Below are 24,628 nucleotides of genomic sequence, written 5' to 3' on the forward strand. Positions count from 1 at the left end.
AACTTCCTTACTGCTTAGTACTACTCTATCTACAAAATAAAAACCCTCTAATCATATGATTAGAGGGTTAGGTATTTCAGGTATATATTTTTTATTTATTTAACTGGCGTAACTTCTAATGACTTATCAACTACACCGAATTTTTTAAAGATTTTTGCACGACGTTTTGGTGAAATATTTGCTTTATTTAAATCACCTTTGTAGTGATCAAATACACGCTTGTCCATCATTTTAAACCACAGTGAAGGAATTAATGCTGGTAGCAACATACTTGCATAACCACTTGGTAACTCAGGTGCTTCATCAAAATGACGCAGTGCTTGGAATGGACGAGTTGGATAAGCATGGTGATCTGAGTGACGCTGTAACTGATATAAGAACAAGTTTGTCACTACGTTGTTATTATTCCAGCTATGCTCTGGCATTGTACGCTCATATTGGCCGTTTTCTTTTTTCTGGCGTAGCAAACCATAATGCTCAATATAGTTAATAATTTCAAAAAGACTAATACCGTAAAATGCTTGCGTCGCTAAATACGGAATCGTACCTTTACCAAAAAGTCCAATCATCGAACTATGAAAAGCAGCAGTCATACCCCAGCCTTGCAGTAATTCATTATCGAGTGACCAAAACTCTTTACCTTTACGTTTTAATCGGTTTTTCTCAATTTCAATTGCTGACTTGAAAGAACCAATAACTGTACGCGGCCAGAATTCATAGAATGTTTCCCCCATACGTGAAGAAGCAGGGTCTTCAGGCGTTGCCGCACGCTTATGATGGCCATATGGATGCTCAATACGGAAATGGTTGTAACCTGTAGGCACCAAAGCAAGATGAGATAAAATATGGTCAATACGATCATGCTTATGGCTTAGTTCATGAGCAGTATTAATCGCAATACCATTAATTGCACCCATAGAAATACCAAGTAAAATTTTATCTATAAAAGAAGTAGTTTTACGGCTTGTTAAATAACATGCATAAACGTTTGCTGCATATTGTAATGGGATAAAGCTTTTCACCAAACGCGAATAATACGGATCTTTTTCTAGAAGCTTAATTTCTTCGTCAGTTGGATTACGTGCATCTTTACCAATAATCGTATCAATTGCAGGAATCACAACATGTAATAAAAGTGGGCCACCCAAAGCAAATACTTTCTTTAATGGGCGTGGACCAAAATGGTAACCAGCTAAAATACCTAAACCAATTACAGGTAGAGCCGGACTAATCATCCATAAATAGCGCTTACGATCTATTTCACGCATAGACGCTGGCACTGGCATAAGTTCTTGCTGAACATTTACTGGTGCATTCATAGTCATATTTCCTTTTTCTATATATCTATATAGTTAAAGAAATACCATTTGCTTAACAGTTGTAACCGTCCAAAAAACCTATTTCAAAGTCTTTGGCATTTTCTTCCACTTTTTTGTCCTAAAAACACATGTTGATCTATTCTTACAGCTCACTATAATTTTATTAAAATAATGATTGATCACGTAAACATGGATGCACTAAGTAAATTTTTTGATGATATCCACTTAAATAAGTCAGAATATATCTATATCAAAGCACAAAATGAATGGGCTTTTAAAACACAAGATCAATCTGCTTTACTTGCTTATATTGTTTTAACCGGTTCTGTATATATTCAAATAAATCCTTCAGAAAAAATAACAGCCAAGGCTGGAGATATTATTTTAATTCCCTCTGGAAAAGCTCACCATGCTACAGACTCAAAAGCGACTGCAAGTAAACTTGTAGATCCTATCGATATTACTCCGTTATTTAACGGACATCGACAAGACCCGATTGAGCTCGGTTCAGCAGGATCTGAAAATACATTACTGCTCTGTTTACGCTGTCAAGTTGATACGCATATGGCAGGACCACTTATTAATGCATTACCACCTATCATGCATATTCAACGAGAGAACCAAACCACTCCTCCTGAATGGTTACAAATAGGACTTTATTTTTTAGCAGTCGAAACACAAAAAATTCAACCTGGGCATGACAAGATTATCGATCATTTAGTGAGTATTCTTTTAATTGAATGTATTCGTGATCATATTCAACAAATGTCAGATCAGCAAAACTGGTTAGGTGCCTTGACTCACCCTGAGTTGAGTAATGCTCTATCAGCAATTCATAGTCAACCTGAAGCAAGCTGGACTGTCGAATCATTAGCTGAACAATGCTGCATGTCACGTTCTAAGTTTGCCAATCTTTTTAATAGTATTATTGGGGAACCTCCCCTTACTTATTTACAGCATTATCGCTTTCGTTTAGCAAGCCAATATCTGCGTACAAGTAATTTATCAATTCAACAAATTTCAAATAAAGTGGGCTATTCGTCAGAAACAGCATTTAGTCAGGCATTTAAAAGAGTATTTGATTTGTCGCCTAAACAATATAGACAAAATTATATTGGCAGTAGTCTTGATCAGTAATAAAAAAAAGCGCCGAAGCGCTTTTTTTATTACATAAGTTTTATTTGATTTTAGCGTGTGACTTTAAGTATTCACTGTAATCTTCGAGTATTTGCTGACCGCGAGATTGACGATAAAGCTGTTGTAATTGCTTTAACTGGTCGGCTGGCATAGCGTTTACGGCAGCTGAATTTACATTAGATACAGCAACAACGACTAACTCATTTGGTAAGTTCGCTGTTGTAACAGACCACATACCAGGTTTTGGCGTAGGAACACTAAATGCTGCACGCTCAATTGCACGTTTCAAACCTTGTGAGCGAGTAAATACACCTGCAGATTCAAAAGGTACCTTATTTTTTGCAACAACCTGTTCAGCTGGCTGAGTTTTGAATTCAGTCAACATTGTAGCAATTTTTGCTTGAGCCGCTTTACGTGCTTTTTCATCGATTACTTTAGCTTTCGCTTCATTCATCGCTTGAGCAATTGGTTTAACACCAGCTGCATGATAGTCACGTACTTTAATCCAAACTGTATCGCCATTCGCTAATTGAATATTTGATGAAGCATTACGATCACCATTTTTCACATCATCGTTAAACAATTTAATTTTTACATTTGGATCACTTAACTGCGGGTTTTGAGTAGTTAAAGTTACACCATTTAAAGATTCAATTTTTGTACCTTTAACTTGTTGTACAACAGCATCTAAAGAATCATTACCAACAATTGTTTCATTCAAACTATTAACGGTATCTGAATAAACAGTAGCAACTTTATTCTTTTCAACTTCTGCAGTTAAGCGTGCCTTCTCAGCATCAAATGAAGGAATTTGAGTCGCTGGGGTTTCTGCTTCAATAATATGGTAACCATATTGTGTTTTTACTGGCTGTGAAACTTGACCATTTTTCAAACTTAAAACAGTTTTATCAAATGCATCAGAGAAAATACCAGGTGCATATGCCTCAACTAAGCCGCCTTTCGCTTTCGAAGTTGGATCTTCTGAAAACTGGGCTGCTGCTTGAGCAAATGAAAGACCACCTTGGATTTTTGCGTATACATCTTTAGCAAGCTTTTGGGCTGCTGCATCATCACGACCATCAGTCGTAATAAGAATATGTTTAACAACACGTTTAGCATCTTTTTGCTGAGTTTCTACAAACTTCGCATAGGCTTGCTTAAGCTCAGCATCTGTTGCTGGTGCAGGCTTCGCCATTAAAGATGGAGATAAAACAACATAATCCACATCAACTGAAGCAGGCTGTTTAAACTCATTCTGATGTTTGTTGTAATAGTCAGTAGCTTCTTGATTCGATGCAGTTAAGCCAGTTTTATAACTATCTAACTTGATACTAGCCAAATGTAATGTACGTTGTTCTGTTTGCAAATTCGCAATTTGCATTAAATCAACTTTACTTACTAAAGAATAATCTGAAAAAGTTGAAGTCAACATTTTTAAAGCGTGATCTTGACGCAAGCTCGCAATTAAAGCTTGGCTTGTCATACCAATCGAACGCAAATAATTTTCATATAATTTTTGTGAAAACTGGCCATTTTCTTGCAAACTTGGCTGTTGAGCCAACATTTGCTCGATTTGAGCATCACTTAAAGAGATACCGAGTTTTTCAGCTTGCTGAATGAGTAAATTACGAGATACCAATATATCAAGTGCTTTCGCTTGAATTACCGGTAAATTAAGTAAACTTTCATCACCCTTTACAGCAGCTAAATATTGTTCTTTATACCTTTGCGTTAAAGTTTCAAGGTCTTTTTTTGATATGTCCTGTCCATTGACAGTTTTTGCGACATCTGCCTTGTTTCCCCTATTAAAATATCCATTAATACCTACAAGCGCTAAAGGGGTCAAAAACAAAATTAAAAGGACTTTGCCTAGCCAACCCTTAATGACTGTACGAAAAGATTCCATAAGTATTCCAATATTTTATTTCGAGGAGAATTTTAACTGAAAAACCACAATGAATGAATGAGCAATATTGGTCAATTCAGATTTTTAATAAAAAACGCGCCTATATTGGCGCGTTTAATCATCTTAAAAGATTAAGCAACTGAATCTTTAAGACCTTTACCAGCTTTAAAGCTAGGTACTTTTGTTGCTTTAATTTGAAGCTCTTCACCAGTTTTAGGGTTACGGCCAGTACGTGCAGCACGTTCTTTAACACTGAAAGTACCGAAACCAACTAAAGTTACTGTGTCACCTTTTTTTAGTGCTTCAGTAATTGACGCAATTGTCGCATCGAGTGCCTTGCCTGCATCAGTCTTAGATACTCCCCCTTTTTCAGCAATTGCATCGATTAATTCTGATTTATTCATGAATAAAACATCCTCTTAATATCGTTTGTTTAAGGTCCAAGGCTATAGTTTAAAAGGCCATGACGCCTTTATAGCAATGCTTTGGGGGAAAACGCAATACTAGAGCAGAGCTTTTAGCAAAAATAAATGCTAAAAAACTGTTATATATTTGCTAAATCCCTACATTTTTTTACTTTTCATTCAATTTTGCCTTCAATTTTTGATTTTCTTCAATTAAAGCATCAACCTTTATATGCAGTTGAACCAGGAGTTGTTCTATGTGCTGTAAGTCCTTAGGAGTAACTAAGCCAATTCTATTTAAAGAATGATTCACACTGGTATCTAAGATTTTTTCAACTTTATCTTTGGTGTCAGAAACAGACTCTTTGGCTTTTTCGGTTACTTTACCAACAGTTGTATCTGCTAAATCACCTGTTTTGGACTCAAGCTCTTCACCTACTTTGACTAGCGAGTCAAATAGTTTATTGCCTTCTTCTTCAGCACGAGAAAAAGCACCTAGACCTGCTAACCAGATCTGTTTAGTATACTTTCTAAAATCTAATGCAGACTTCCTAGAACTTTTTGATTTTAATTTATTTTTTTCTCCTTGCTCTTCTACTTGTGTTTCTATATTTGCATTATCCATTGATCTAAGCTCCTGATCGGATGAGACAGACGAAGTCTTATTTAACCACAAAATATTCTTATAATATCAAAGTCAAGACTTGATACATTTATGAAACTGTTCTACAAAACAATCATGTCATGTAAATATATTTAACAGGACATTATGCTAAGTTTGAGATAGGATGTCTCATTCCCTCAATTAATCTCTAATATTTAAGGATAAACTTTTATGAGTGAAACGCAACAAAGACAAAAACATCCACGTCTGTTGCTGAATATTGTTCTAATTATTTTAGAAACTTTTTTCTCATTTATTCTCACCCACGATGGTGTTCTTCGCTTGCAAGCGAAAAAGTTTATCGCTAATAAAATCACAATCCGCATTAATAGCTATTTGCCATTTTTCGACTTCTATGTGCAATTTACTGAAAAAGGCTTGCTATTCGATATTCACTCATATGACCGTCGTATTGACTTAGAAATAAATAGTACACTTATTGATCTTATCAAGATTTTCGCTTTCTCAAATCAACGCAGTTTAAACAACATGCGAATTGATGGAGATTCAGAAACTAAAAAAGAACTCATCGATTTAATTTCACATCTCACATTACCTAAACTTCTAGCAGACTGGAAACAATGGTTCAACACGCCAGATGACGAAGCTGAGACACTTGCTTCACGTAAAAGAATTGCCCCATTACTTGAAAAAATCGATCAACAACGTTCAGAGATCAATTCATTAAATGTAGAAATTAAACAATATCAGAATCGAATTGCACGTTTACAGCAACGCCAACGCAATATTAACTTGTGCTTTGGTATAATTAGCCTAATATTTTTTGCTTATTTGATATATAATTTATGGGCAGCATAACTCATTTTTTCTATCTTGATCCTACACTTGAATTAAAAATAAAAAAACTTGACTATTTTAGTCGGGATTCATAAAATCCTATTATCTAGTCTTAACATGTGTATCGAATCATGCGCCTTACAACTCGCGGTCGCTACGCAGTGACTGCTCTACTTGATTTAGCTTTGCAGCCAACTGAACAAACGATCACGCTCGCCGAAATTGCCGCACGTCAATCTATTTCAGTTGCTTACTTAGAGCAGTTGTTCGCTAAACTTAAGCGTCATGGGTTAGTTTCTAGTGTTCGCGGTGCAAATGGTGGTTACCATTTGGCTCGAAACGCTGATGAAATTACTGTGTTAGAAATCATTGAAGCCGTAAATGAAACTGTCGATGCAACGCGTTGCGACCATAAAGGTAACTGCCAAAATGGTGCAATGTGTTTGACTCACGATTTATGGCAAGAACTCTCTCATCATATTGCCGACTATTTAGCCAAAATCACTCTTGCCGACCTCATTAGCCGAGACAACGTTCAAACTGTTGCACTACGCCAAAATGTGACTGGCATAGATTCAGCTCTTTTATCGGGTACAGGTATTTGATATGAAACGTCCAATTTATCTTGATTACGCAGCAACCACTCCAGTAGATCCGCAAGTTGCAGAACGTATGATGGAGTGTTTAACTTTCGACGGTACCTTTGGTAATGCTGCATCTCGTTCCCACGCTTATGGCTGGCAAGCAGAAGAAAAAGTTGAATATGCACGTGAGCAAGTCGCAAATTTAATTAAAGCTGACCCACGTGAAATCGTTTGGACTTCTGGTGCAACCGAATCAGATAACCTTGCTCTTAAAGGTGTAGCTCAATTCTACGCTTCTAAAGGCAAACATATCATTACAAGTAAAATTGAACACAAAGCTGTTCTAGATCCTTGTCGTGAATTAGAAGAACAAGGTTTTGAAATTACTTATCTAGAGCCACAGCCACAAACAGGTTTAATTACTCCTGATATGGTTAAGGCTGCCCTTCGCCCAGATACTATTCTTGTTTCTCTTATGATGGTAAACAATGAAATTGGTACAGTTACAGATGTAGCGGCGATTGGTGAATTAACACGTGCCAACAAAACATTTTTCCATGTAGATGCAGCACAAGCAGCTGGTAAAGTTGATATCGACTTATCTACTATGAAAATTGACCTTATGAGCTTCTCCGCTCATAAAATTTATGGTCCAAAAGGCATTGGCGCATTATATGTACGTCGTAGCCCACGTGTTCGCTTAAAAGCACAAATTCATGGTGGTGGTCATGAGCGCGGTATGCGTTCTGGTACTTTGGCTACTCACCAAATCGTAGGTATGGGTGAGGCTTTTGAAATCGCAGGCAAAACCATGCATGCAGAACAAGAGCGTCTTCGTAAACTTCGTGACAAACTTTGGAACGGTTTACAAGATCTTGAACAAGTGTTCTTAAATGGCCACCCGACTCAAAACGTTGCAAACTATTTAAATGTCAGCTTTAACTTTGTTGAAGGTGAATCTTTAATGATGTCGCTTAAAGATGCTGCTGTATCAAGTGGTTCAGCTTGTACTTCTGCAACTTTAGAGCCTTCATATGTTCTTCGCGCATTAGGTTTATCTGATGAGCTTGCACACAGCTCAATTCGCTTTAGTTTTGGTAAATACACGACTGAAGAAGACATTGACCACGTGCTTACAATTACCAAAGCCGCTGTTGAGAAATTACGTGAACTTTCTCCGCTTTGGGATATGTACAAAGAAGGTATCGATCTTTCTACAGTTGAATGGGCAGAACACTAATTATTGAAATTAGTGTTTTAACCCTCATATTAATATTAGGCTGACCCCGAGGTTTGGAGAAGCGAAATGGCTTATAGCGAAAAGGTAATTGATCATTACGAAAATCCACGTAATGTTGGTGTTTTAGACAAAAACTCTGAAAATGTTGGTACAGGTATGGTGGGTGCACCTGCATGTGGCGACGTGATGCGTTTACAGATCCAAGTAAATGACAGTGGCGTAATCGAAGAAGCACGCTTTAAAACTTACGGTTGTGGTTCTGCAATCGCATCAAGTTCTCTTGTAACTGAATGGTTAAAAGGCAAAACTCTTGATGAAGCTCAAGCAATCAAAAATATTGATATTGCGACTGAGTTAGCTCTTCCGCCAGTAAAAGTTCACTGTTCTGTTTTAGCTGAAGATGCGATTAAAGCTGCGATTGAAGATTATCGTAGTAAAAAGTCAAAAGCTTAATTTGTTACCATTATAAACGTTGGAGTTTTCATGATTCATTTAACTGAAAATGCTGCGACTCATATTAGCAATTACCTTAAAAACCGAGGTAAGGGTGAAGGCATTCGCGTTGGTGTGAAAACTTCTGGTTGTTCTGGGTTGGCTTATGTTCTCGAGTTTGTAGATGAAATCGATGAACATGATCAAACTTTCGAACAGTTCGGCGTTAAGGTTTTTGTAGATCCGAAAAGCCTAGTTTATTTAGAAGGCTTAGAAATGGACTATGTTAAAAATGGCCTTAATGAAGGGTTCGAATTTAACAATCCTAATAAAAAGGGTGAATGTGGTTGTGGTGAATCTTTCACTGTTTAATCCTCTCCTTTCCTTTTCTCATTAAAACAGTGTCTATCAAGCACTGTTTTAATGTATTTAATTAACGCGGATCCCATTTCTAATGAATCATTTTGAGTTGTTCAATTTACCTGTGGCACTCGATATCGATTTGGCAAGCTTAAAATCAAATTTCTTGAGTTTGCAGCAACAATATCATCCAGATAAAGCCTCAGATAAAGATCAAGCATTGATCAAATCAAGTGAAATCAATCAAGCTTTTAAAACACTATCACAAGTAGATAGTCGTGCTGCTTACCTTTTAGCTCTTAAGAAGCAAGATCATCATCTTGATCAATCTATTAGTGATTTTGAATTTCTACAATCTGCTTTAGAACTTCGTGAACAACTTGACGAAGCGACAACAACTGAACATTTACGTACTTTAAAGCTAGAAGTACAACAATGGATTGATGGCCTGGTTCGTGAATTCAAAATTGATTATAGCGAAGAAGATTGGGCTGAAGCACGTGATACCGTACGTAAGTTACGTTTCTTTCAACGTGTTTTGAACGATATTGATAAAGCAGAAGATCAACTGTTAGATGAAGAAGACAGCTTTGATTTAGACGATGATTTTTAATTTTGCTTTTTCTACTTTATTTTCAAGGGATTTAACTCATGGCACTTTTGCAAATTGCTGAACCGGGTCAATCCAGTGCCCCACACCAACATCGCATTGCGATTGGTATTGACCTAGGAACAACACACTCACTAGTTGCGACAGTGTTATCAGGCAAACCTAAAGTACTCAATGATGTTCAAAATAGAAGATTACTTCCTTCTATCGTTCATTATGGGGACAGTACAACTCATTATGGCGAAGAAGCCAAACCATTTATCATTACAGATCCAAAAAATACGATTGTATCTGTTAAACGATTTATGGGTCGCTCAAAAGCAGATATTAAGTTTCAGCATCCATATGAATTAGTAGGCTCAGAAAACGAGATGCCTGCTTTTGAAACTCGTGCTGGACGTAAAACACCTGTAGAAATTTCAGCTGAAATTTTAAAACAATTAAAAGATCGTGCTGAAGACAGTCTACAAAATCCTGTTAATGGTGCTGTAATTACAGTTCCTGCTTACTTTGATGAAGCTCAACGTCAAGCAACTCGTGACGCCGCTCAACTTGCTGGTTTAAATGTATTACGTTTATTAAATGAACCTACAGCTGCCGCAGTTGCTTATGGATTGGATCAAGAAAGTAACTTAGAGACCGACCGTAACTATGTAATTTACGATTTGGGCGGTGGTACTTTTGATGTATCAATCTTGCGTTTTTCACAAGGCGTATTTGAAGTCTTAGCGACTGGTGGTCATACAGCTTTAGGTGGTGATGACTTAGACCGTCTAATTGTGAAATGGGCAAAAAAACAGCTTAGTATTGATGTATTAAGTAATGAAGACTATGCCGTATTTATAGTTGCAGCGCGTCAAGCTAAAGAACAATTATCTACTCAAGATTCAGTTGAATTAAAGCTGATTGATACAACTCTTACACTAGATCGCCCTACATTTGAAAGCATTATTCAAGTGGCTCTAGATAAAACCATTAGTGTTTGTAAGCGTGTATTACGCGATGCCAAGCTTGAGTTAACTGACATTCAAAATGTTGTTTTGGTAGGTGGTTCTACCCGTTCTTATGCGGTTCAGAAAGCAGTCCGTGACGTTTTTAATCAAGAGCCTCTCTGCACAATCAACCCGGATGAAGTTGTGGCTATTGGTGCCTCGATTACGGCAAATCAGTTAATCGGCAATAGTCAAGATGGTTCACTTCTTTTAGATGTGACTCCTCTTTCTCTTGGATTAGAAACAATGGGTGGTTTAGTTGAACGCCTAATTTCTCGTAATACAGCTATTCCTGTAGCCCGTCGTCAAGAGTTTACAACTTATCAAGACGGTCAAACTGCCATGTTAATTCATGTAGTTCAGGGTGAACGTGATTTAGTTGAACATTGCCGCTCATTAGGCAGATTTGTGCTTCATGGTATTCCACCAATGACAGCAGGCCAAGCTCGTATTGAGGTCACTTTCCAAGTTGATGCAGATGGCTTACTCACTGTTTCTGCTCGTGAAACAACTTCTGGTGTACAAGCCTATATTGATATTAAACCATCTTATGGTTTATCTGAAGCAGATACGGAACGCTTATTAATTGAAGGTTTTCAACATGCCGAAGAAGACAAAAATCTTCGTCACTTAAAGGAAACCAAAGTTGAAGCAGAACGTGAACTTGAGGCTCTAGAGCAAGCATTAAAAGTAGATGCAGATTTACTTGATGAAAACCAGCGTGAAGCTCTTAACTCTGCAAAAGAATCCTTGAAAGCTCAGCTTGAAGGCAGCGATATCCAAGCGATTGAGCAAGCAGTTCAACAACTTAAAGTACATAGTGATGCGTTTGCAGCACTACGAATGAATCGACATATTGACCATGCCTTAAAAGGCACAAAACTCGACGATTGGTCAAAATCAAACTAAAAGGTATAGGTGATCAATATGCCACGTATTAAAGTACTTCCTCATGCTCAGATTTGTCCCGAAGGCGCGGAATTTGAGGTTGAACAAAATGCAAATCTTTGCCAGAGCCTGCTCAATAAAGGTATCAAAATCGAACATGCTTGTGACATGTCATGCGCATGTACAACTTGCCATGTAATTGTTCGCAAAGGTTTTGATAGCTTAGAAGAAATGAATGATGTTGAAGCCGATCTTTTAGACCGTGCTTGGGGCTTAGAGCCAGACTCTCGTCTTTCATGCCAAGTTAAAATCGTAGATGAAGATCTTGAAATCGAGATTCCGAAATATACAATTAACCATGCATCAGAAAATCATTAAAATATAATAGTGAAAAAGCTGCTTCGGCAGCTTTTTTATTGTTGTAATTTATATTTGGTTTTGCTTTTGATCGATATTTATCTGCTTAACTTCGTCTTCAAGTTTAAGCTGAGCAACACCTTGAGTATTAATCAAAGTTTGTTGAACTTTAATGCGTTGAATCATTTTTTCAAGCACTTCAACTAATTCTGGATATTCATAGTTCTGTACTTCTTCTAAGTTCAGGACTAAATGGAAACCTTTATATTCATAATCAAACCATTGCTGATGATCTGACTTGTTCCCTGTATATTTTTCCATGACTTGCCATGTTTTTACTGCACCTTGAATACCTTTTAAATAAATAGGTGTTTTAGGTGCACATAGAAAATCACTTTTAATAAGTTGATAAGTATCATCAGAAATAAGTATCTCATCGATTTCAGCAGCATATTGTAAACGTGCCGCCAAATTTACATCACGACCTACAATTGTGTATGCCATACGGTGTGTTGCCCCGTAGTTGCCAACGTGGCAATAACCCGTACTAATCCCCATACGGATATGCAAGGCTGAATATCCCATTTTCTTCCAGCGTTCCCGCAACAACTTCATTTGCTGACGCATAGCAATTGCCATTTCTACACATGATTTGGCATCTTGCTCAACACCTTGTGAATTCGGATCTCCAAAAAATATGAGAATCGCATCTCCCATAAATTTATCAACAGTCGCCTCGTATTGCTTCGCAATTTCAGTCATATGACTTAAATAGTCATTAAGCAAGAAAGCCAAATCATCTGGAATTAAGGTTTCGGATAACTCAGTAAAACCCTGAATATCAGAAAAGAATACTGTCATTTTCTTACGTTTATATTCAATTTTTGCCTCAGCCTCACCGCGCATAATAGATTGCCATAGCTGTAATGGCGCATAGCGGCTTAACTGATTAGCAAAAGCTATATAACGTGTCATTTGATCATAATAATGCTGACGTTGCTGACTAATTTTTTTGACCCAGCGATGTTGGTAGTAATTTCCAATGGTTATAAACATAACCAGACCAAGCAAAGTAATTACTGTAAGTTCTTGGCTAGTAGCTTCAAAATATGGATGGAAACCGAATAGGAAAAAAGTACTTAAATAAAAAATAATCGCACCAAGTAAGCTCGTTAAACAAATCACTGCAAACGAAATACGACTATTAATAGCTGAGTAAAATAAAGCAAAAACTGCAATAAATGTTGGAACAAGATTAAGGTGTACTCCCGCAAGAGTAACTGCCACCACAATCGTGTCTATCGCAAAAAAAACACTTTTTTGTGTTTTCTTATCAAATTGATACTGTAACCAATGTTCTAATTTAGAACTGATAAAAAGTAAAAAAAGAAAAAAAGGAGGAATATAGATTTGATAATTAGTATTTGGTGAGGTAAAAGCATAGATCACTAAAATCAATGACAGAATTGAATACCCCATCAAACGATGAAAATATGCAAACTGTTTAGGTTCTCGATCTATAAACCTCTCTAATTGCACCCTATCCTCCACATTTCAATGTAGCCACACTGAGATGTGGCATTACATTGATTTAATCCATGCGCCAATCAAAAGGCATATCACCTTGACCACGTAAAGCAAGCATAAGGGTCTGACGCATGTGAGCTAAAACATCACTTGTGTATGGCACTGCTGGTGTACCCCACACTGGTTTAGGCCAAGCTACGTCATTTTGATAGCGGACAACATGGTGGAAATGTAATTGAGGTACCATATTACCTAGAGCTGCAACATTCATTTTGTCAGCACGAAAAACACGAGCTAACTGGCTAGATAACCAGCTTGATTCACGTAAAAACTGTTCTTGGTCAGCTTGGCTCAATTCGTATAATTCCGTGATTCCTGGTACACGTGGTACTAAAATCAACCAAGGAAATTGCATATCATTCATTAAACGACATGTTGAAAGCGGAAAATCGCCTACAAAAAAAGTATCTTGAGCAAGTTGTGGATGCAAACTAAACATATCTTTTATAAATGACAATAAACAATAATGGCTAATACTATCACATCAGTTTTGATGTGAATATTATTAGTAGCCTGTTTGCTTACAAATAATAATGATTTTATGCACTTATTCATATCTCAAGGTATAAATAGTGCATAAATTTCAATTGTAGCAATACAAATGTCTTAATCAGTTATCGTTTATAAAAAAACATATCTCAGACATGTAGTTCACTCATCAATTTTTGTAGTAGATCATTGATAAATTGAATCCGTTTTTCATACTCTTCGAGCTGAACCATTACCTTTAAACGTTGACCACCTTCCATACGATAATAGGTCGGATTCTTTTGCATCAATTGAATAATACTAATGGCTTGAACTGGGGTATCTGGTGAGAATTCAACATGTCCACCCTGAGTATTAATATCAATTTTTGTAATACCTAAATGTTCTGCTTTTAAGCGAATCTGATGCACACTAAACAAGTGTTTAACCGACTGTGGAGGAACACCAAAACGGTCTATCAGTTCCATTCGAATATTATCTAATTTTTCCTGAGTATCGGTACTACTAATACGCTTATAGAATAATAATCTTTGATGAACATCGCCTAAGTAATCATCCGGGATAAGCGCAGGAATATGTAAATTAATTTCAGCAGTTAACGACAATGGTGCATCAAAATTCGGCGTTTTACCTTGTTGAATTGCTTTGGTCGCTTTCTCAAGCATTTCCATATACAAGCTATATCCTATCGCTTGCATTGAACCACTTTGTTGCTCACCCAATAACTCACCAGCACCACGAATTTCTAAATCTTCAGTAGCAAGCATGAAACCTGCACCCAATGTAGAAGCTCGTTGAATTGCATCAAGGCGTTTTTCAGCATCACCTTTCAAGTGTTTGATTGAAGGTACCAATAAATAAGCATAAGCCTGATGATGTGAACGACCTACGCGGCCACGTAGTTGGTGTAATTGCGCTAAACCAAGCTTATCTGCACGTTCAATTATGATTGTATTGGCATTGGGAACATCAATACCCGTTTCAATAATGGTTGAACATACCAGTACATTATATTCTTTGTGATAGAACTGCTGCATGACTTGCTCAAGCTCACGTTCACGCATTTGTCCATGTGCTACAGCTACACGTGCTTCTGGTACAAGAACACGGATATTTTCAGCAGCTCTTTCAATGGTATCTACTTCATTATGCAAGAAGTAAACTTGTCCACCACGTAATAACTCACGTAAAACTGCTTCTTTAATCGAAGCATCTGTATGCTCTTGCACAAAAGTTTTCACTGCTAAACGACGTGCAGGCGGAGTTGCAATAATTGACAAATCACGCATACCAGAGAAAGCCATATTAAGCGTACGAGGAATTGGTGTTGCTGTAAGTGTCAACATATCAACATCGGCACGCAAAGCTTTAATTCGCTCTTTATCGCGTACACCAAAGCGATGTTCTTCGTCTACAACCATTAGGCCTAAATCTTTAAACTGAACATTTTCTTGTAATAGCTTATGTGTACCTACCACAATATCGACTTTACCTTCAGCCAAGTCTTCAATATTTTTCACATGAGTTTTGTTTGAGCCAAATCGTGATAATACTTCAATACGAACAGGCCAATCAGCAAAACGGTCTTTAAAAGACTCATAGTGCTGTTGAGCGAGCAATGTAGTAGGAACTAAAACTGCAACTTGTTTACCATTTTGTACTGCAACAAATGCTGCTCGCATGGCCACTTCGGTTTTACCAAAACCTACATCACCACATACCAATCTATCCATTGGTTTTGCTTGCTGCATATCATGCAGCGTAGCTTCAATTGCATTGGCCTGATCAAGCGTTTCTTCGTACGCAAAGCCGCTTGCAAATTGCATATAAAGCGACTGATCTAATTCAAAAGCAAAGCCAGGTTTTGATTGACGACGTGCCTGTATATGTAAAAGTTCGGCTGCAACATCATGAATTTGTTCTAAAGCCTTACGTTTTGCCTTACTCCAAGCATCTGTACCAATTTTATGTAGTGGTGCTAAATCTGGGTCGCCACCACTATAACGGCTAATCAGATGCAAGTTGGTTACTGGGACATAAACTTTAGCATCTTCAGCATAATCAAGTTGGAGGAACTCATAGTCTTGCCCTTCGATAGCAAGTGTAATTAAGCCAGCATAACGACCCACGCCATGATCAATATGCACAACAGGAGCACCAATACTAAGCTCAGTTAAGCTTCGAATCAGAAATTCTTCAGAAACTTCCTGTTGTCGCTTACGACGACGCTGTACAACTCGGTGTTCGTAAAGCTGATTTTCTGAAATAACTGTTAATTGATCAGTTATAAGTAAGCCACGGTCTAAAGGTGCATTGGTAATCGCAATTGCAAATTGGCTAGTTTTGAATTGCTCAAAATTTTCTACATTGGGAATTTCACCTAAACTTGAACGCAATGCATCTTTTAAACTTTCTCGGCGTCCTGCACTTTCCGCAACCAATAGAACAGGATGGTTTGCTTCATCAATATATTTTTTTACAGCTGTAAATGGTTTTTCTTTTTTTGGGTCGACCGGTAATTTAGGTGGTTTCTCAGTTTCAAGGTTAAGTGCACCAGCTTTTTCTTCAATCGTTTCCGCACTCACAAGCATGCGCGGAAACTGATTTAAAGCACTCAGCAAATTATTTGGAAAAATAAATAACTCTTCAGGAGCAAGAATAGGTTGATCAATATTATGGCGTCGATCTTCATAACGACGCATAACTTCTTTCCAGAAGTTAGTTAAATCAGTATCAACATCACTGGTTGTAATTACAATGCAATTCTTTGGTAAGTACGTTGTAAACATACTTTGTGATTGTATTTGTTCTTTATCAAAAAATAACGGTAAATAAAACTCAATTCCTGGAGATGCGATGCCATCTAAGACATCTTGATAAATTGGATTTTTCTTAGGGTTTGCTGTCGGAAAAAACTCAGAATAACGATCTCTAAAAACTGACCGAGCTTCTTTTAATGGAAATTCCTTAGCAGGTAAAACTGTAAAACTTTTTAGCGTTGTAGTTGTTCTTTGCGTTTCGGGGTCAAAGAATTTTAAAGAATCAATTTCATCATCAAATAGGTCTATGCGGATAGGAGCTTCTTGCCCAGATGCAAAAATATCCATAATACTGCCGCGTACCGCAAATTCGCCATGATCATATACTGTATCTACCAAGTGGTAGCCAGCCTGAACCAATCTTAATTTTTGCTGTTCTAAATCAAATTTTTGTCCCACTCTTATGTCAAAGTGCTTACCTAAAACCCATGAATAAGGTGCAACCCGTTGAGCCAAAGTACTTGCTGAGATGAGTAATACGCCTTGCTGCGGCATATTCGATAAAATCGCAAGACGCTCCGAGACAATATCCTGATGCGGTGATAAACGATCATAAGGCAAAATTTCCCAATCAGGGAAAATTGTCGGTTTTATCCCATAAAACTCAAGTTCACTTTCTAATTGCGCAACATGCTGGTTATTTCGAGCGACTAAAACTAATAAAGAAGAATGGTGAGTCGCAATTTCTTTAAGCAATAAAGCGGCTGATGAACCTAATAATGACCCCACCCAACGCTTTTCACCGGCCTTGAGCTGTTGCAAATTCAATTGAGAGATTTCTTGTTGAAACATGTATATGGCTTTTATGAGCTAAAAAGATATGAGGTTAATAGTAGCATGATGTTTTTATTGAATTGAGTTATTTTTCTGAAATCAAGCTACTACTTTACGATACTTTTTTATAGTTCTTAAACAAATGCTTGAACTTATTTATCACGTAGAAACATCACATAATATTGGTTCAATATTTGTATGATTGCTTTAAGTTCAAGTAACTTTTCTTCAGTATTACCTAACCTTTCGACATAGCGTTGATTTGCAATCTCTAAGTCAATTTTTTCATTAATTTGTGGCGTAATTTGAAATAACTTACGTAAATCATCAAAGTTCTGTAATTTACGATTTGAAAAATATTCAAGATGCTCTGACCATTTCTCGTTAATTACAAAATTTTTAATTACGGGTCCACGCTCAGAATCAAAACTAAGTTGATTCTCTTGTAAATACATTTGCTCTGGTGACTCTTTCGAGCCTTGAAAAAGCTGGCCTAACTTTTTAAACATTTCATCACATCATATTAGTTTCAATGTAAATAATGGAGGCAACCTATTCACCTCCATTACTTATGCTTAATTAATTTCTAGCGACTACTCGTCACCCAAATCATCTAGGAAATCTACAGTCGGTACAAAAAATAAAGTACCTGTTTGCGCAGTACTAAAGTCAAGTAAACGGTCAAGATGACCTTGTTCATTTCCTAGGAACATATTTTCAAGCATTTGGCGTGTTGTACTAAATTTACGCGAATAACCAATAAAAAAAGTACCGTATTCATTTTTTGAAGGATTCGAGAAAGGCATATTGGCACGCATAATTTTTAGTTCATTGCCCTCTGCATCATGCGCTTTACTTACCACATTATGAGCTGTTAAAGGCTTTTCATCATCACCAAGTTCAACATCATTAAACTTCTTGCGTCCAATCACTTTTTCTTGTTCTGCATCGCTTAAAGCACGCCATTTTTCCATGTCATGCGTGTATTTTTGAATAAATGCATAACTTCCCCCAATAAATTCAGGATCTTCACTACCCACTAGCGCCCACTGCGCTGCAATTACAGGTTCAGGGTTTTCTGTTCCATCTACAAAGCCAATAATAGCTCGACCATCGAAATAACGGAAACCATGTACTTCATCAATTGGATAAGTCACTTTACCCAACTGTTCATTGATTATGCTTCCCAACTCATAGCAAAGAGCTTGTCGATCAGCACGAATATGAAAGAATAAATCACCAGGTGTTGAAACAGCTGTGTACTTTGGGCCTTTAATTTCTTGAAATGTTTCTAATTCCTGCGGCTTTGCTTGTTCGGGAAATAAAATGCTCCATGCATTTGAGCTAAATCCCACAGTAGCATTAAATTTACTATCCGGATAACGGTTAGATAAACTTCTGGTTAATGCTGAAAAATTAGCAGCAAAATCTTTTACTTTTTCTACAACAGAATCACCTTGAGCTAACCCCAATACAATAAATAATGCATTTTCTCCAGGATGACTTGTTACTGGCTGAATTCTCATACATTCCATAAAAACAGGCCTTATTTTTACAATTTACGGTAGTAATTTAGCATACTCATTTTTTTATCGTACGATTTCTTATCTTTTTTATGTCTTGAAAGAGACTGAATTTCCCCAATCTCTTTTAAGTTTTTTTAATTTATCTTAACTAGCATATTGTTGTTTTAAATATTTTACAATTTGAGCAGATTCAAACATTTTAACCCCTGTATTTGGGTCAACTAGATAAGGTACTTGCATTTTACCTTGCATAAGGGGCAGTAAATTTTCTCTTTTCCCATCTTTTAAAGGTATATATTTACCCGGTTTTAAGCGAAGAATAGCAGGCCCCATATCTTGCCATCTTTCTTTTGCAACATTATGCAAAATATAAGGAATTTCAAGTTCACATAACAAACCTCTTACTACTCTCGAATATGGGCTTGCTTCAAAACTCCATAGTTCAAGTTTTTGCACAGGTGCAGCTCTATTTACTATTTTTTTATTAATCCAGACTCCACGTGCACCATTCAACAACGTTCCTGCAAATGCCAGATATGGCATTTTTGGATAATTTGAAAATTTCTGAGGTGTTTCTCCTGTCTTTCCATAATGTTTAAATAAGTGATGAATAATATCTTGTGATTCGTATAGCTTATCGCCTGTATTTTCATCAATAAAAAAAGGAAACTGTAATTTACCGCCTATTTGTTTTACAACTGAACGATACTTTGTTCCCCCTTTAGGGCACGGATAAATTTCGACATCCAAATTCAAAAGTGTAATCACTTCACGAACACGTCGACAAAATGGTGAACCCTCAAATTCATAGAGTTTTAACGCTTTAACAGGTTGATTAGGAAATGCTGTACCTGTAACCCCTCTACCACCCTCAGCAATTGCAGATGCTACTGCTTGCAGCACTTTAATTTGATGATTCACCATGTCATGTTCCTTTATATTGTGGAGCTAAACTAATTTTTCCTTAGCAATCACAATTCCATTGTTATCTGCATAAATGAAATCTCCAGATTGAATTGTGACTCCACCAAAATACAAAGGAATATCTACTTCACCAATGCCCTTACGATTACTTTTTTGTGGAATTGCTGCCAATGCATGTACACCTAAATCTAGAGTTGCAAGTGCATCAACATCACGTACACAGCCATAAATAACCACACCATTCCAGTTATTTTTAACTGCCGATTCAGCAATCATATCTCCCATCAGTGCACAGCGCATTGAAGCACCACCATCCACAACCAACACCTTCCCTGTACCATCTGTTGCTAATAACTCTTTTACACGTGAGTTATCTTCAAAGCACTTTACAGTGACAACCTGTCCACCAAAGGTTTGACACGCACCATAACTTTTAAAGAACTTACCATCCATTGAGGGTATGACCACTTGTAAATCTTTTTCTGGGTTATCATCCAATAAATCACATGTCACAAATGGTACTGTAGACACTTTTATTCTCCCTTATCGAGTTTGTTGTATGCTGAGATTATCATATCGCTTAAATGCTTCAATTTGCGCTAGCGCCGCTACGACCATGGTATGAGCCAATTGCTCAGCTGTAACAGGTTTATATTTGAATGGTTTATGCCATTTATTTTCAATGAATTTAAATAGGCTTTGTCCTAAATCTTCAATAAAACGCACATCGCTACGTTTACCAATTAATAAAGATGGTTGGAAAATCGATAATTTTTCAATATCTAAACTTTGAATATAGTCTTCGAGTTGTCCTTTTACTTTATTGTAAAAAACTGGTGACTTCGCATTTGCTCCAAGTGCACTCACAATTAAAAAATGAATATGTTTATCTTGGATCAAATCGGCAAAATGAGCATTTATTTCATAGTCAACAGCATAAAAGGCTTTCTTTGAACCTGCTATTTTTAGAGTTGTACCTAAGCAGCTAAATGCATGAGTATGATCATTTACGTCTTCGTCATTAAGTAATAAAAAATCCTCTATGACTAGTTGAGTAACTTTTTTATATGTATTAAGTAGTTGCGATTCTTTTCTTACTACTACCGTAATTGCTTCAAATTCTGGTGTTTGCTCAAGCTGCTCTACAAGAGCTAAACCAACAAGTCCTGTAGCACCTACTACAATTGCTTTTTTCTTGCTTATAGTCATTTTTTATCCAACCTTCTTTAAGTTTGTTTCAAATTTAACCTTTTCTTACGCTTTTAGCAGCCCCTAAAACGGCTTAAAATGCTCGCAAGGCTTGACTTCACGATGTTGATTCATCACAATATGGCACTTGTTTACGGGCTGGTGATGGTTACACCAGTTTACTGGATTAACCACAGCCCGCCCAGACCAACTTATTTTCAAGGAGTGCAAGAGTGGCAAACTCTGCTCAAGCTAAAAAACGTGCGCGCCAAAACGTTACAGCGCGTAAACACAACGCAAGCTTGCGTTCTATGGTTCGTACTTACATCAAGCGTACTTTAAGTGCAATCGCTGGTGGTGATTATGCAGTTGCTACAGAAGCTTATAAAAAAGCTGTTCCTGTAATCGACCGCATGGCTGATAAAGGCATCATCCACAAAAATAAAGCTGCTCGTCATAAGAGCCGTTTAAATGCTCAAGTTAAAGCGTTAGCTAACTAATTTGAAGTATGTAAAAAAAGCCCAACAGGGCTTTTTTTATTATCTATATTTTTTGCTTTTACTGTTCATTATGAAATTTTGATACGTCCAACTCGTAAGCATTACCTCTCCAAATCCACTTTAATTTACAGTTGGGAAATTCATCCCCTTCAAACCATACAAATAAACCTTCCATCATTGCAGGCCAATCTGCCTTTTGTATCTGATTATTACCCGAAATTACAGCAACTATAGCTGCAATAATCGTGTCGTGGCTTACAGCTAAACTTAGCCCACTTTTTGTTTTAGGATGAGTCTGATAAATCAGCTCCAACACGTCTAAAACACCCGTAATGGGATGTTTCATACCAGGTAATGCGTTATTCACAAAACTATTAATAAAACCTAAAGCCCCTTGTTTACGAAAATAGGGGGCGGCCTGTTGAATATCGAGTACAAAGCTTCCCGGTTCTACCAATAGGCCTTGTTCAACAATTTCAATTGTATGCGTATTAGGTTCAGGGCTTACACCATCTGCACCTTCAATCATAAGTGCAGCAGTATCTACACAACGTTGGATTGGACTAGATATACAGTGTTGAATCACACGGTCCGTATTTTTAATTAAATAGCTTCCCCATGCCTGCGCTAGCTCACGCCCTTGAGGAGTAAGTTGCAAATCGTATCCTGCCAAGCCTTGCCCATCGACCAACTCTCTCAGCGAGTGCCGTGTAAAAAGGGTTACAGGGGTTGAAGCATCTGGCAATAAATCAATTGCTTCAAACATGCTTTTAGGCAATAAATCGAGTGCCATTTTATCGTGTCATCTTTTTTCAATACTTTGTCACTATAACATGTCTGGCATAACTCTCAATCCAAAACACCCGATTGAGCCAAAGCTTCAAATGCTATTTTTTTGCTTTGTTGATCACGAAATGCGATAAAGCCCCCGTTTAATACAGTATCACGCTGGTTATATTCAAAGGGTTTACCTTTTAAGGTGAGTAACCCCCCACCTATACTCTCTAATAATCCCTGACCTGAGCTGGTATCCCATTCAGAGGTAGGATGAAATCTAGGGTAAATATCAATCTCACCTTCTAACATCATGCAAAACTTATAAGCACTGCCCGCTTCACGTCGAATCACGGTCCGTTTTTTTTCAATCGGTTCAATAAATTTATGATATTTCGGATTTTTACTACTATGGCTTAAACCAATTTGTACAGGTGCTTGTGTTGAATACGACTCTTTTTGATATTGGTACCATTGTTGTTGGCTAAAGCTATATTTAAAAGGCAACTCTTTTAAATAACCCAAATAAACAACCTGTTCACAAGGTACAACGATTACAGAGAAGATAGTTTCGCGCCCTTCAATCAAACTCAAGTTTATCGTGAACTCATCCCGCTCATGTATGAACTCTTTGGTACCATCAAGCGGATCAAGCATCCAGCAAGAAGACCAGTCATGGCGAGCGCTATAGTCACTTTCTTCTGATAAGACAGGTAACTCTGGTGTAATTTCTGCAAGATGTTTTAATAAAAATTGATTTACTTTTAAATCTGCTTGAGTCACGGGTGAATCATCATGTTTTTCTTGAATATTAAACTCATATCCTGCTGAATAGTTTTGATATTCTTGTAATAAAATCTGACTAGCCTCTTCCAAGATTGGTAGCAGCTGTTCAATTAAGGCATCATTGGGGCGTGTTGTTGTTATAAACATAAATAAACTCTATTTTCTTTCCTTTTTATTATAAGTGAATTATGACAAATTCAGTATTCAACAAGAGTCTAGTATCCTTAAAAATACATTCTTTTTAATTGAATCATTACAATTTTTTCATAAGCTTTGCTTCAAATTTTGAATCAGTAAAGTACTTATATACAAAAGAAAACAACATTAATTTTTGTATATAAATACTATTGTAACTTATGAAAAATAAACAACTTAACATAAATTCAAACATTTCATTTTCAAGCATTTCTTGTTATGTTCAATAGCACAATAACAAAACGGAAGACTAAAATATGATGCTATATGGATATCATTTCTCAACAATTGAAAATAACTGGGAAGACTTAACCCCATTAAACGAGTTTTTACAAACATTTGCAGATGATGATGGTGATGTGTCTCAAAGAGACAAAGAATCACTTAAAGAAATTATTGCTAAATCAGATACGGCTTTAGCGTTAGCAAAAGAAATGGGTTGGGACGGTAGCTATACAGGTTGCCCTTATTTATTTTGGTTACCAAGTAAAAATACGCAATCATTTGAATATGGCTTTGTTTTTAAACAAACCTCAGATAACTCAACTTTTGTAATTTCACCAATTGAATTGGCTTATCTAGCACATGATAATCAGGTACAAACTTTAAGTAAGAATATTGACTAACTATAAAGGGTTATTGACTTAACAATTAAGCCAATAACCTAGCCCCACTATTGCTATTCAAACATACTTAATTGAGGTGTTGGTTTTATAATTTTCTCTTTAGGAACATGTAAACATTCGAACTCCTCAACAGGGAAACCCTCAATAAAGCTTGAAATATCTGGTGTTTCTAAACTTAACCATTCATCTAAACGGTCATGTGGAATCACAATGACTGATCTTTTGACATCGCCCGGTTCGTGGAAGTCTTTCATCATAGGATGGTCAATCGCGTCCATGGTTAACATACTTGCAGAACGAACAATGGTTTCATTCATTTTGCAAATTTCATAAATTGCTGCAATGAAAAAGGCCTGTCCATCTTTACGGCGTACAGCCCATCGTTCAGGTTTATCATTTATATATTTACTTTCATAAAACTCGGTCACAGGGATCACACCAAACTTACATTTAAGTGCGGCTTCTTGAAAACTTGGTTTTTGGAAAATTGTTTCGTGACGCGCATTATAAGTATGTTTTGCTATGTTTGTATCTTCCGCCCATTTGGGAACTAATCCAAACATGACTTCACGCCATTCAAGACCTTGCTGTGATTTGAATAATAGCGGCGTTGTGCCAGCAGGATAAACCTCCTCGGCATAACTAAAGCCGACCACAGGCAACTGAAGTTGCTGTAATTGGGCAAGCGTTAAAGGTTTAAAGTTGGCACACATAGCAAGAATAAAACACTATACTTTTTACTTCTCTTA

26 protein-coding genes are annotated in these 24,628 nt (G+C 36.9%); 11 read left to right on the forward strand and 15 right to left on the reverse strand.

The genetic code is table 11. The features are described 5' to 3' along the window. Positions 1–95 precede the first annotated feature (95 nt). Positions 96–1,319: an alkane 1-monooxygenase gene (locus ACLCEG_RS02050; protein ID WP_019459032.1), complete on the reverse strand. Its 1,224-nt coding sequence runs from the start codon at positions 1,317–1,319 to the stop codon at positions 96–98. Positions 1,320–1,490: 171 nt separating this feature from the next. Between ACLCEG_RS02050 and ACLCEG_RS02055 the strand changes: the two genes are divergently transcribed. After that, positions 1,491–2,456, forward strand: a complete 966-nt coding sequence (locus ACLCEG_RS02055) for an AraC family transcriptional regulator (RefSeq protein WP_410565410.1) — start codon at positions 1,491–1,493, stop codon at positions 2,454–2,456. Positions 2,457–2,496: 40 nt separating this feature from the next. On the opposite strand, the gene ACLCEG_RS02060 is transcribed toward ACLCEG_RS02055, so the two are convergent. The 3 genes from ACLCEG_RS02060 to ACLCEG_RS02070 all read right to left on the reverse strand — a co-directional run bounded on the left by ACLCEG_RS02060 (position 2,497) and on the right by ACLCEG_RS02070 (position 5,391). Then, complete coding sequence (locus ACLCEG_RS02060) at positions 2,497–4,362, reverse strand: SurA N-terminal domain-containing protein (protein ID WP_240061064.1); 1,866 nt, start codon at positions 4,360–4,362, stop codon at positions 2,497–2,499. 131 nt (positions 4,363–4,493) lie between these two features. Further along, positions 4,494–4,766, reverse strand: coding sequence for an HU family DNA-binding protein (locus tag ACLCEG_RS02065; protein ID WP_001043034.1), 273 nt, complete (start codon positions 4,764–4,766; stop codon positions 4,494–4,496). Positions 4,767–4,935: 169 nt separating this feature from the next. Further along, positions 4,936–5,391, reverse strand: coding sequence for a phasin family protein (locus ACLCEG_RS02070; RefSeq protein ID WP_004701909.1), 456 nt, complete (start codon positions 5,389–5,391; stop codon positions 4,936–4,938). 210 nt (positions 5,392–5,601) lie between these two features. Between ACLCEG_RS02070 and ACLCEG_RS02075 the strand changes: the two genes are divergently transcribed. The 8 genes from ACLCEG_RS02075 (at position 5,602) to fdx (ending at position 11,712) form a co-directional block, all read left to right on the forward strand. After that, the gene (locus ACLCEG_RS02075) at positions 5,602–6,249 is read left to right on the forward strand and encodes a hypothetical protein (protein WP_004701910.1); all 648 of its coding nucleotides are present in this window, start codon (positions 5,602–5,604) and stop codon (positions 6,247–6,249) included. A 110-nt stretch (positions 6,250–6,359) separates the two neighbouring features. Then, complete coding sequence (locus ACLCEG_RS02080) at positions 6,360–6,833, forward strand: Rrf2 family transcriptional regulator (protein ID WP_004701912.1); 474 nt, start codon at positions 6,360–6,362, stop codon at positions 6,831–6,833. Position 6,834: 1 nt separating this feature from the next. Then, positions 6,835–8,052: an IscS subfamily cysteine desulfurase gene (locus ACLCEG_RS02085; RefSeq protein WP_077168537.1), complete on the forward strand. Its 1,218-nt coding sequence runs from the start codon at positions 6,835–6,837 to the stop codon at positions 8,050–8,052. A gap of 66 nt (positions 8,053–8,118) precedes the next feature. Then, positions 8,119–8,505, forward strand: coding sequence for a Fe-S cluster assembly scaffold IscU (gene iscU / locus ACLCEG_RS02090; protein WP_002049835.1), 387 nt, complete (start codon positions 8,119–8,121; stop codon positions 8,503–8,505). A 30-nt stretch (positions 8,506–8,535) separates the two neighbouring features. After that, positions 8,536–8,856 (forward strand): iron-sulfur cluster assembly protein IscA, encoded by a 321-nt coding sequence (gene iscA, locus ACLCEG_RS02095; protein ID WP_004701917.1) that lies wholly within the window; start codon positions 8,536–8,538, stop codon positions 8,854–8,856. A gap of 82 nt (positions 8,857–8,938) precedes the next feature. Beyond that, positions 8,939–9,457 (forward strand): Fe-S protein assembly co-chaperone HscB, encoded by a 519-nt coding sequence (gene hscB / locus ACLCEG_RS02100; protein WP_004701919.1) that lies wholly within the window; start codon positions 8,939–8,941, stop codon positions 9,455–9,457. Positions 9,458–9,495: 38 nt separating this feature from the next. Further along, positions 9,496–11,355, forward strand: a complete 1,860-nt coding sequence (hscA, locus tag ACLCEG_RS02105) for a Fe-S protein assembly chaperone HscA (protein ID WP_410565414.1) — start codon at positions 9,496–9,498, stop codon at positions 11,353–11,355. 18 nt (positions 11,356–11,373) lie between these two features. Further along, positions 11,374–11,712, forward strand: a complete 339-nt coding sequence (gene fdx, locus ACLCEG_RS02110) for an ISC system 2Fe-2S type ferredoxin (RefSeq protein ID WP_002049779.1) — start codon at positions 11,374–11,376, stop codon at positions 11,710–11,712. Between the two features lie 48 nt (positions 11,713–11,760). On the opposite strand, the gene ACLCEG_RS02115 is transcribed toward fdx, so the two are convergent. The 8 genes from ACLCEG_RS02115 to ACLCEG_RS02150 all read right to left on the reverse strand — a co-directional run bounded on the left by ACLCEG_RS02115 (position 11,761) and on the right by ACLCEG_RS02150 (position 21,019). Continuing rightward, the gene (locus ACLCEG_RS02115) at positions 11,761–13,230 is read right to left on the reverse strand and encodes an adenylate/guanylate cyclase domain-containing protein (RefSeq protein ID WP_019459027.1); all 1,470 of its coding nucleotides are present in this window, start codon (positions 13,228–13,230) and stop codon (positions 11,761–11,763) included. Positions 13,231–13,282: 52 nt separating this feature from the next. After that, positions 13,283–13,717, reverse strand: coding sequence for an HIT domain-containing protein (locus tag ACLCEG_RS02120; RefSeq protein WP_004701924.1), 435 nt, complete (start codon positions 13,715–13,717; stop codon positions 13,283–13,285). Between the two features lie 199 nt (positions 13,718–13,916). Then, positions 13,917–17,378 carry a transcription-repair coupling factor gene (gene mfd / locus ACLCEG_RS02125; RefSeq protein WP_410565417.1) on the reverse strand — a complete coding sequence of 1,154 codons (3,462 nt, stop codon included), beginning with the start codon at positions 17,376–17,378 and terminating at the stop codon, positions 13,917–13,919. 134 nt (positions 17,379–17,512) lie between these two features. Then, positions 17,513–17,869 carry a hypothetical protein gene (locus tag ACLCEG_RS02130; protein ID WP_410565420.1) on the reverse strand — a complete coding sequence of 119 codons (357 nt, stop codon included), beginning with the start codon at positions 17,867–17,869 and terminating at the stop codon, positions 17,513–17,515. A gap of 84 nt (positions 17,870–17,953) precedes the next feature. Next, the gene (locus tag ACLCEG_RS02135) at positions 17,954–18,886 is read right to left on the reverse strand and encodes a Dyp-type peroxidase (RefSeq protein WP_410565423.1); all 933 of its coding nucleotides are present in this window, start codon (positions 18,884–18,886) and stop codon (positions 17,954–17,956) included. A 144-nt stretch (positions 18,887–19,030) separates the two neighbouring features. Then, the gene (locus ACLCEG_RS02140; protein ID WP_410565426.1) at positions 19,031–19,810 is read right to left on the reverse strand and encodes a glutathione S-transferase N-terminal domain-containing protein; all 780 of its coding nucleotides are present in this window, start codon (positions 19,808–19,810) and stop codon (positions 19,031–19,033) included. A 24-nt stretch (positions 19,811–19,834) separates the two neighbouring features. Then, complete coding sequence (gene rraA, locus ACLCEG_RS02145; RefSeq protein WP_410565429.1) at positions 19,835–20,341, reverse strand: ribonuclease E activity regulator RraA; 507 nt, start codon at positions 20,339–20,341, stop codon at positions 19,835–19,837. A 12-nt stretch (positions 20,342–20,353) separates the two neighbouring features. Next, positions 20,354–21,019, reverse strand: coding sequence for an NAD(P)H-binding protein (locus tag ACLCEG_RS02150; RefSeq protein WP_077163999.1), 666 nt, complete (start codon positions 21,017–21,019; stop codon positions 20,354–20,356). Between the two features lie 212 nt (positions 21,020–21,231). Here ACLCEG_RS02150 and rpsT point away from each other — a divergent pair, with 212 nt between their 5' ends. Beyond that, positions 21,232–21,498 (forward strand): 30S ribosomal protein S20, encoded by a 267-nt coding sequence (gene rpsT / locus ACLCEG_RS02155; protein WP_002117906.1) that lies wholly within the window; start codon positions 21,232–21,234, stop codon positions 21,496–21,498. 58 nt (positions 21,499–21,556) lie between these two features. Here the strand turns inward: rpsT and ACLCEG_RS02160 are convergent, their stop codons facing one another. Then, complete coding sequence (locus ACLCEG_RS02160; RefSeq protein ID WP_068934573.1) at positions 21,557–22,291, reverse strand: histidine phosphatase family protein; 735 nt, start codon at positions 22,289–22,291, stop codon at positions 21,557–21,559. A gap of 56 nt (positions 22,292–22,347) precedes the next feature. Then, complete coding sequence (locus ACLCEG_RS02165; RefSeq protein WP_191013132.1) at positions 22,348–23,205, reverse strand: 3'(2'),5'-bisphosphate nucleotidase CysQ; 858 nt, start codon at positions 23,203–23,205, stop codon at positions 22,348–22,350. A 305-nt stretch (positions 23,206–23,510) separates the two neighbouring features. Here ACLCEG_RS02165 and ACLCEG_RS02170 point away from each other — a divergent pair, with 305 nt between their 5' ends. Continuing rightward, on the forward strand, positions 23,511–23,879 hold the full coding sequence (locus ACLCEG_RS02170) for a hypothetical protein (protein ID WP_019459019.1): 369 nt from the start codon (positions 23,511–23,513) through the stop codon (positions 23,877–23,879). A gap of 53 nt (positions 23,880–23,932) precedes the next feature. On the opposite strand, the gene ACLCEG_RS02175 is transcribed toward ACLCEG_RS02170, so the two are convergent. Continuing rightward, positions 23,933–24,592, reverse strand: coding sequence for an SOS response-associated peptidase family protein (locus ACLCEG_RS02175; protein WP_410565434.1), 660 nt, complete (start codon positions 24,590–24,592; stop codon positions 23,933–23,935). Positions 24,593–24,628: the final 36 nt, after the last annotated feature.

The organism is Acinetobacter sp. H1(2024), assembly GCF_046557555.1.
Lineage (GTDB): Bacteria > Pseudomonadota > Gammaproteobacteria > Pseudomonadales > Moraxellaceae > Acinetobacter > Acinetobacter seifertii.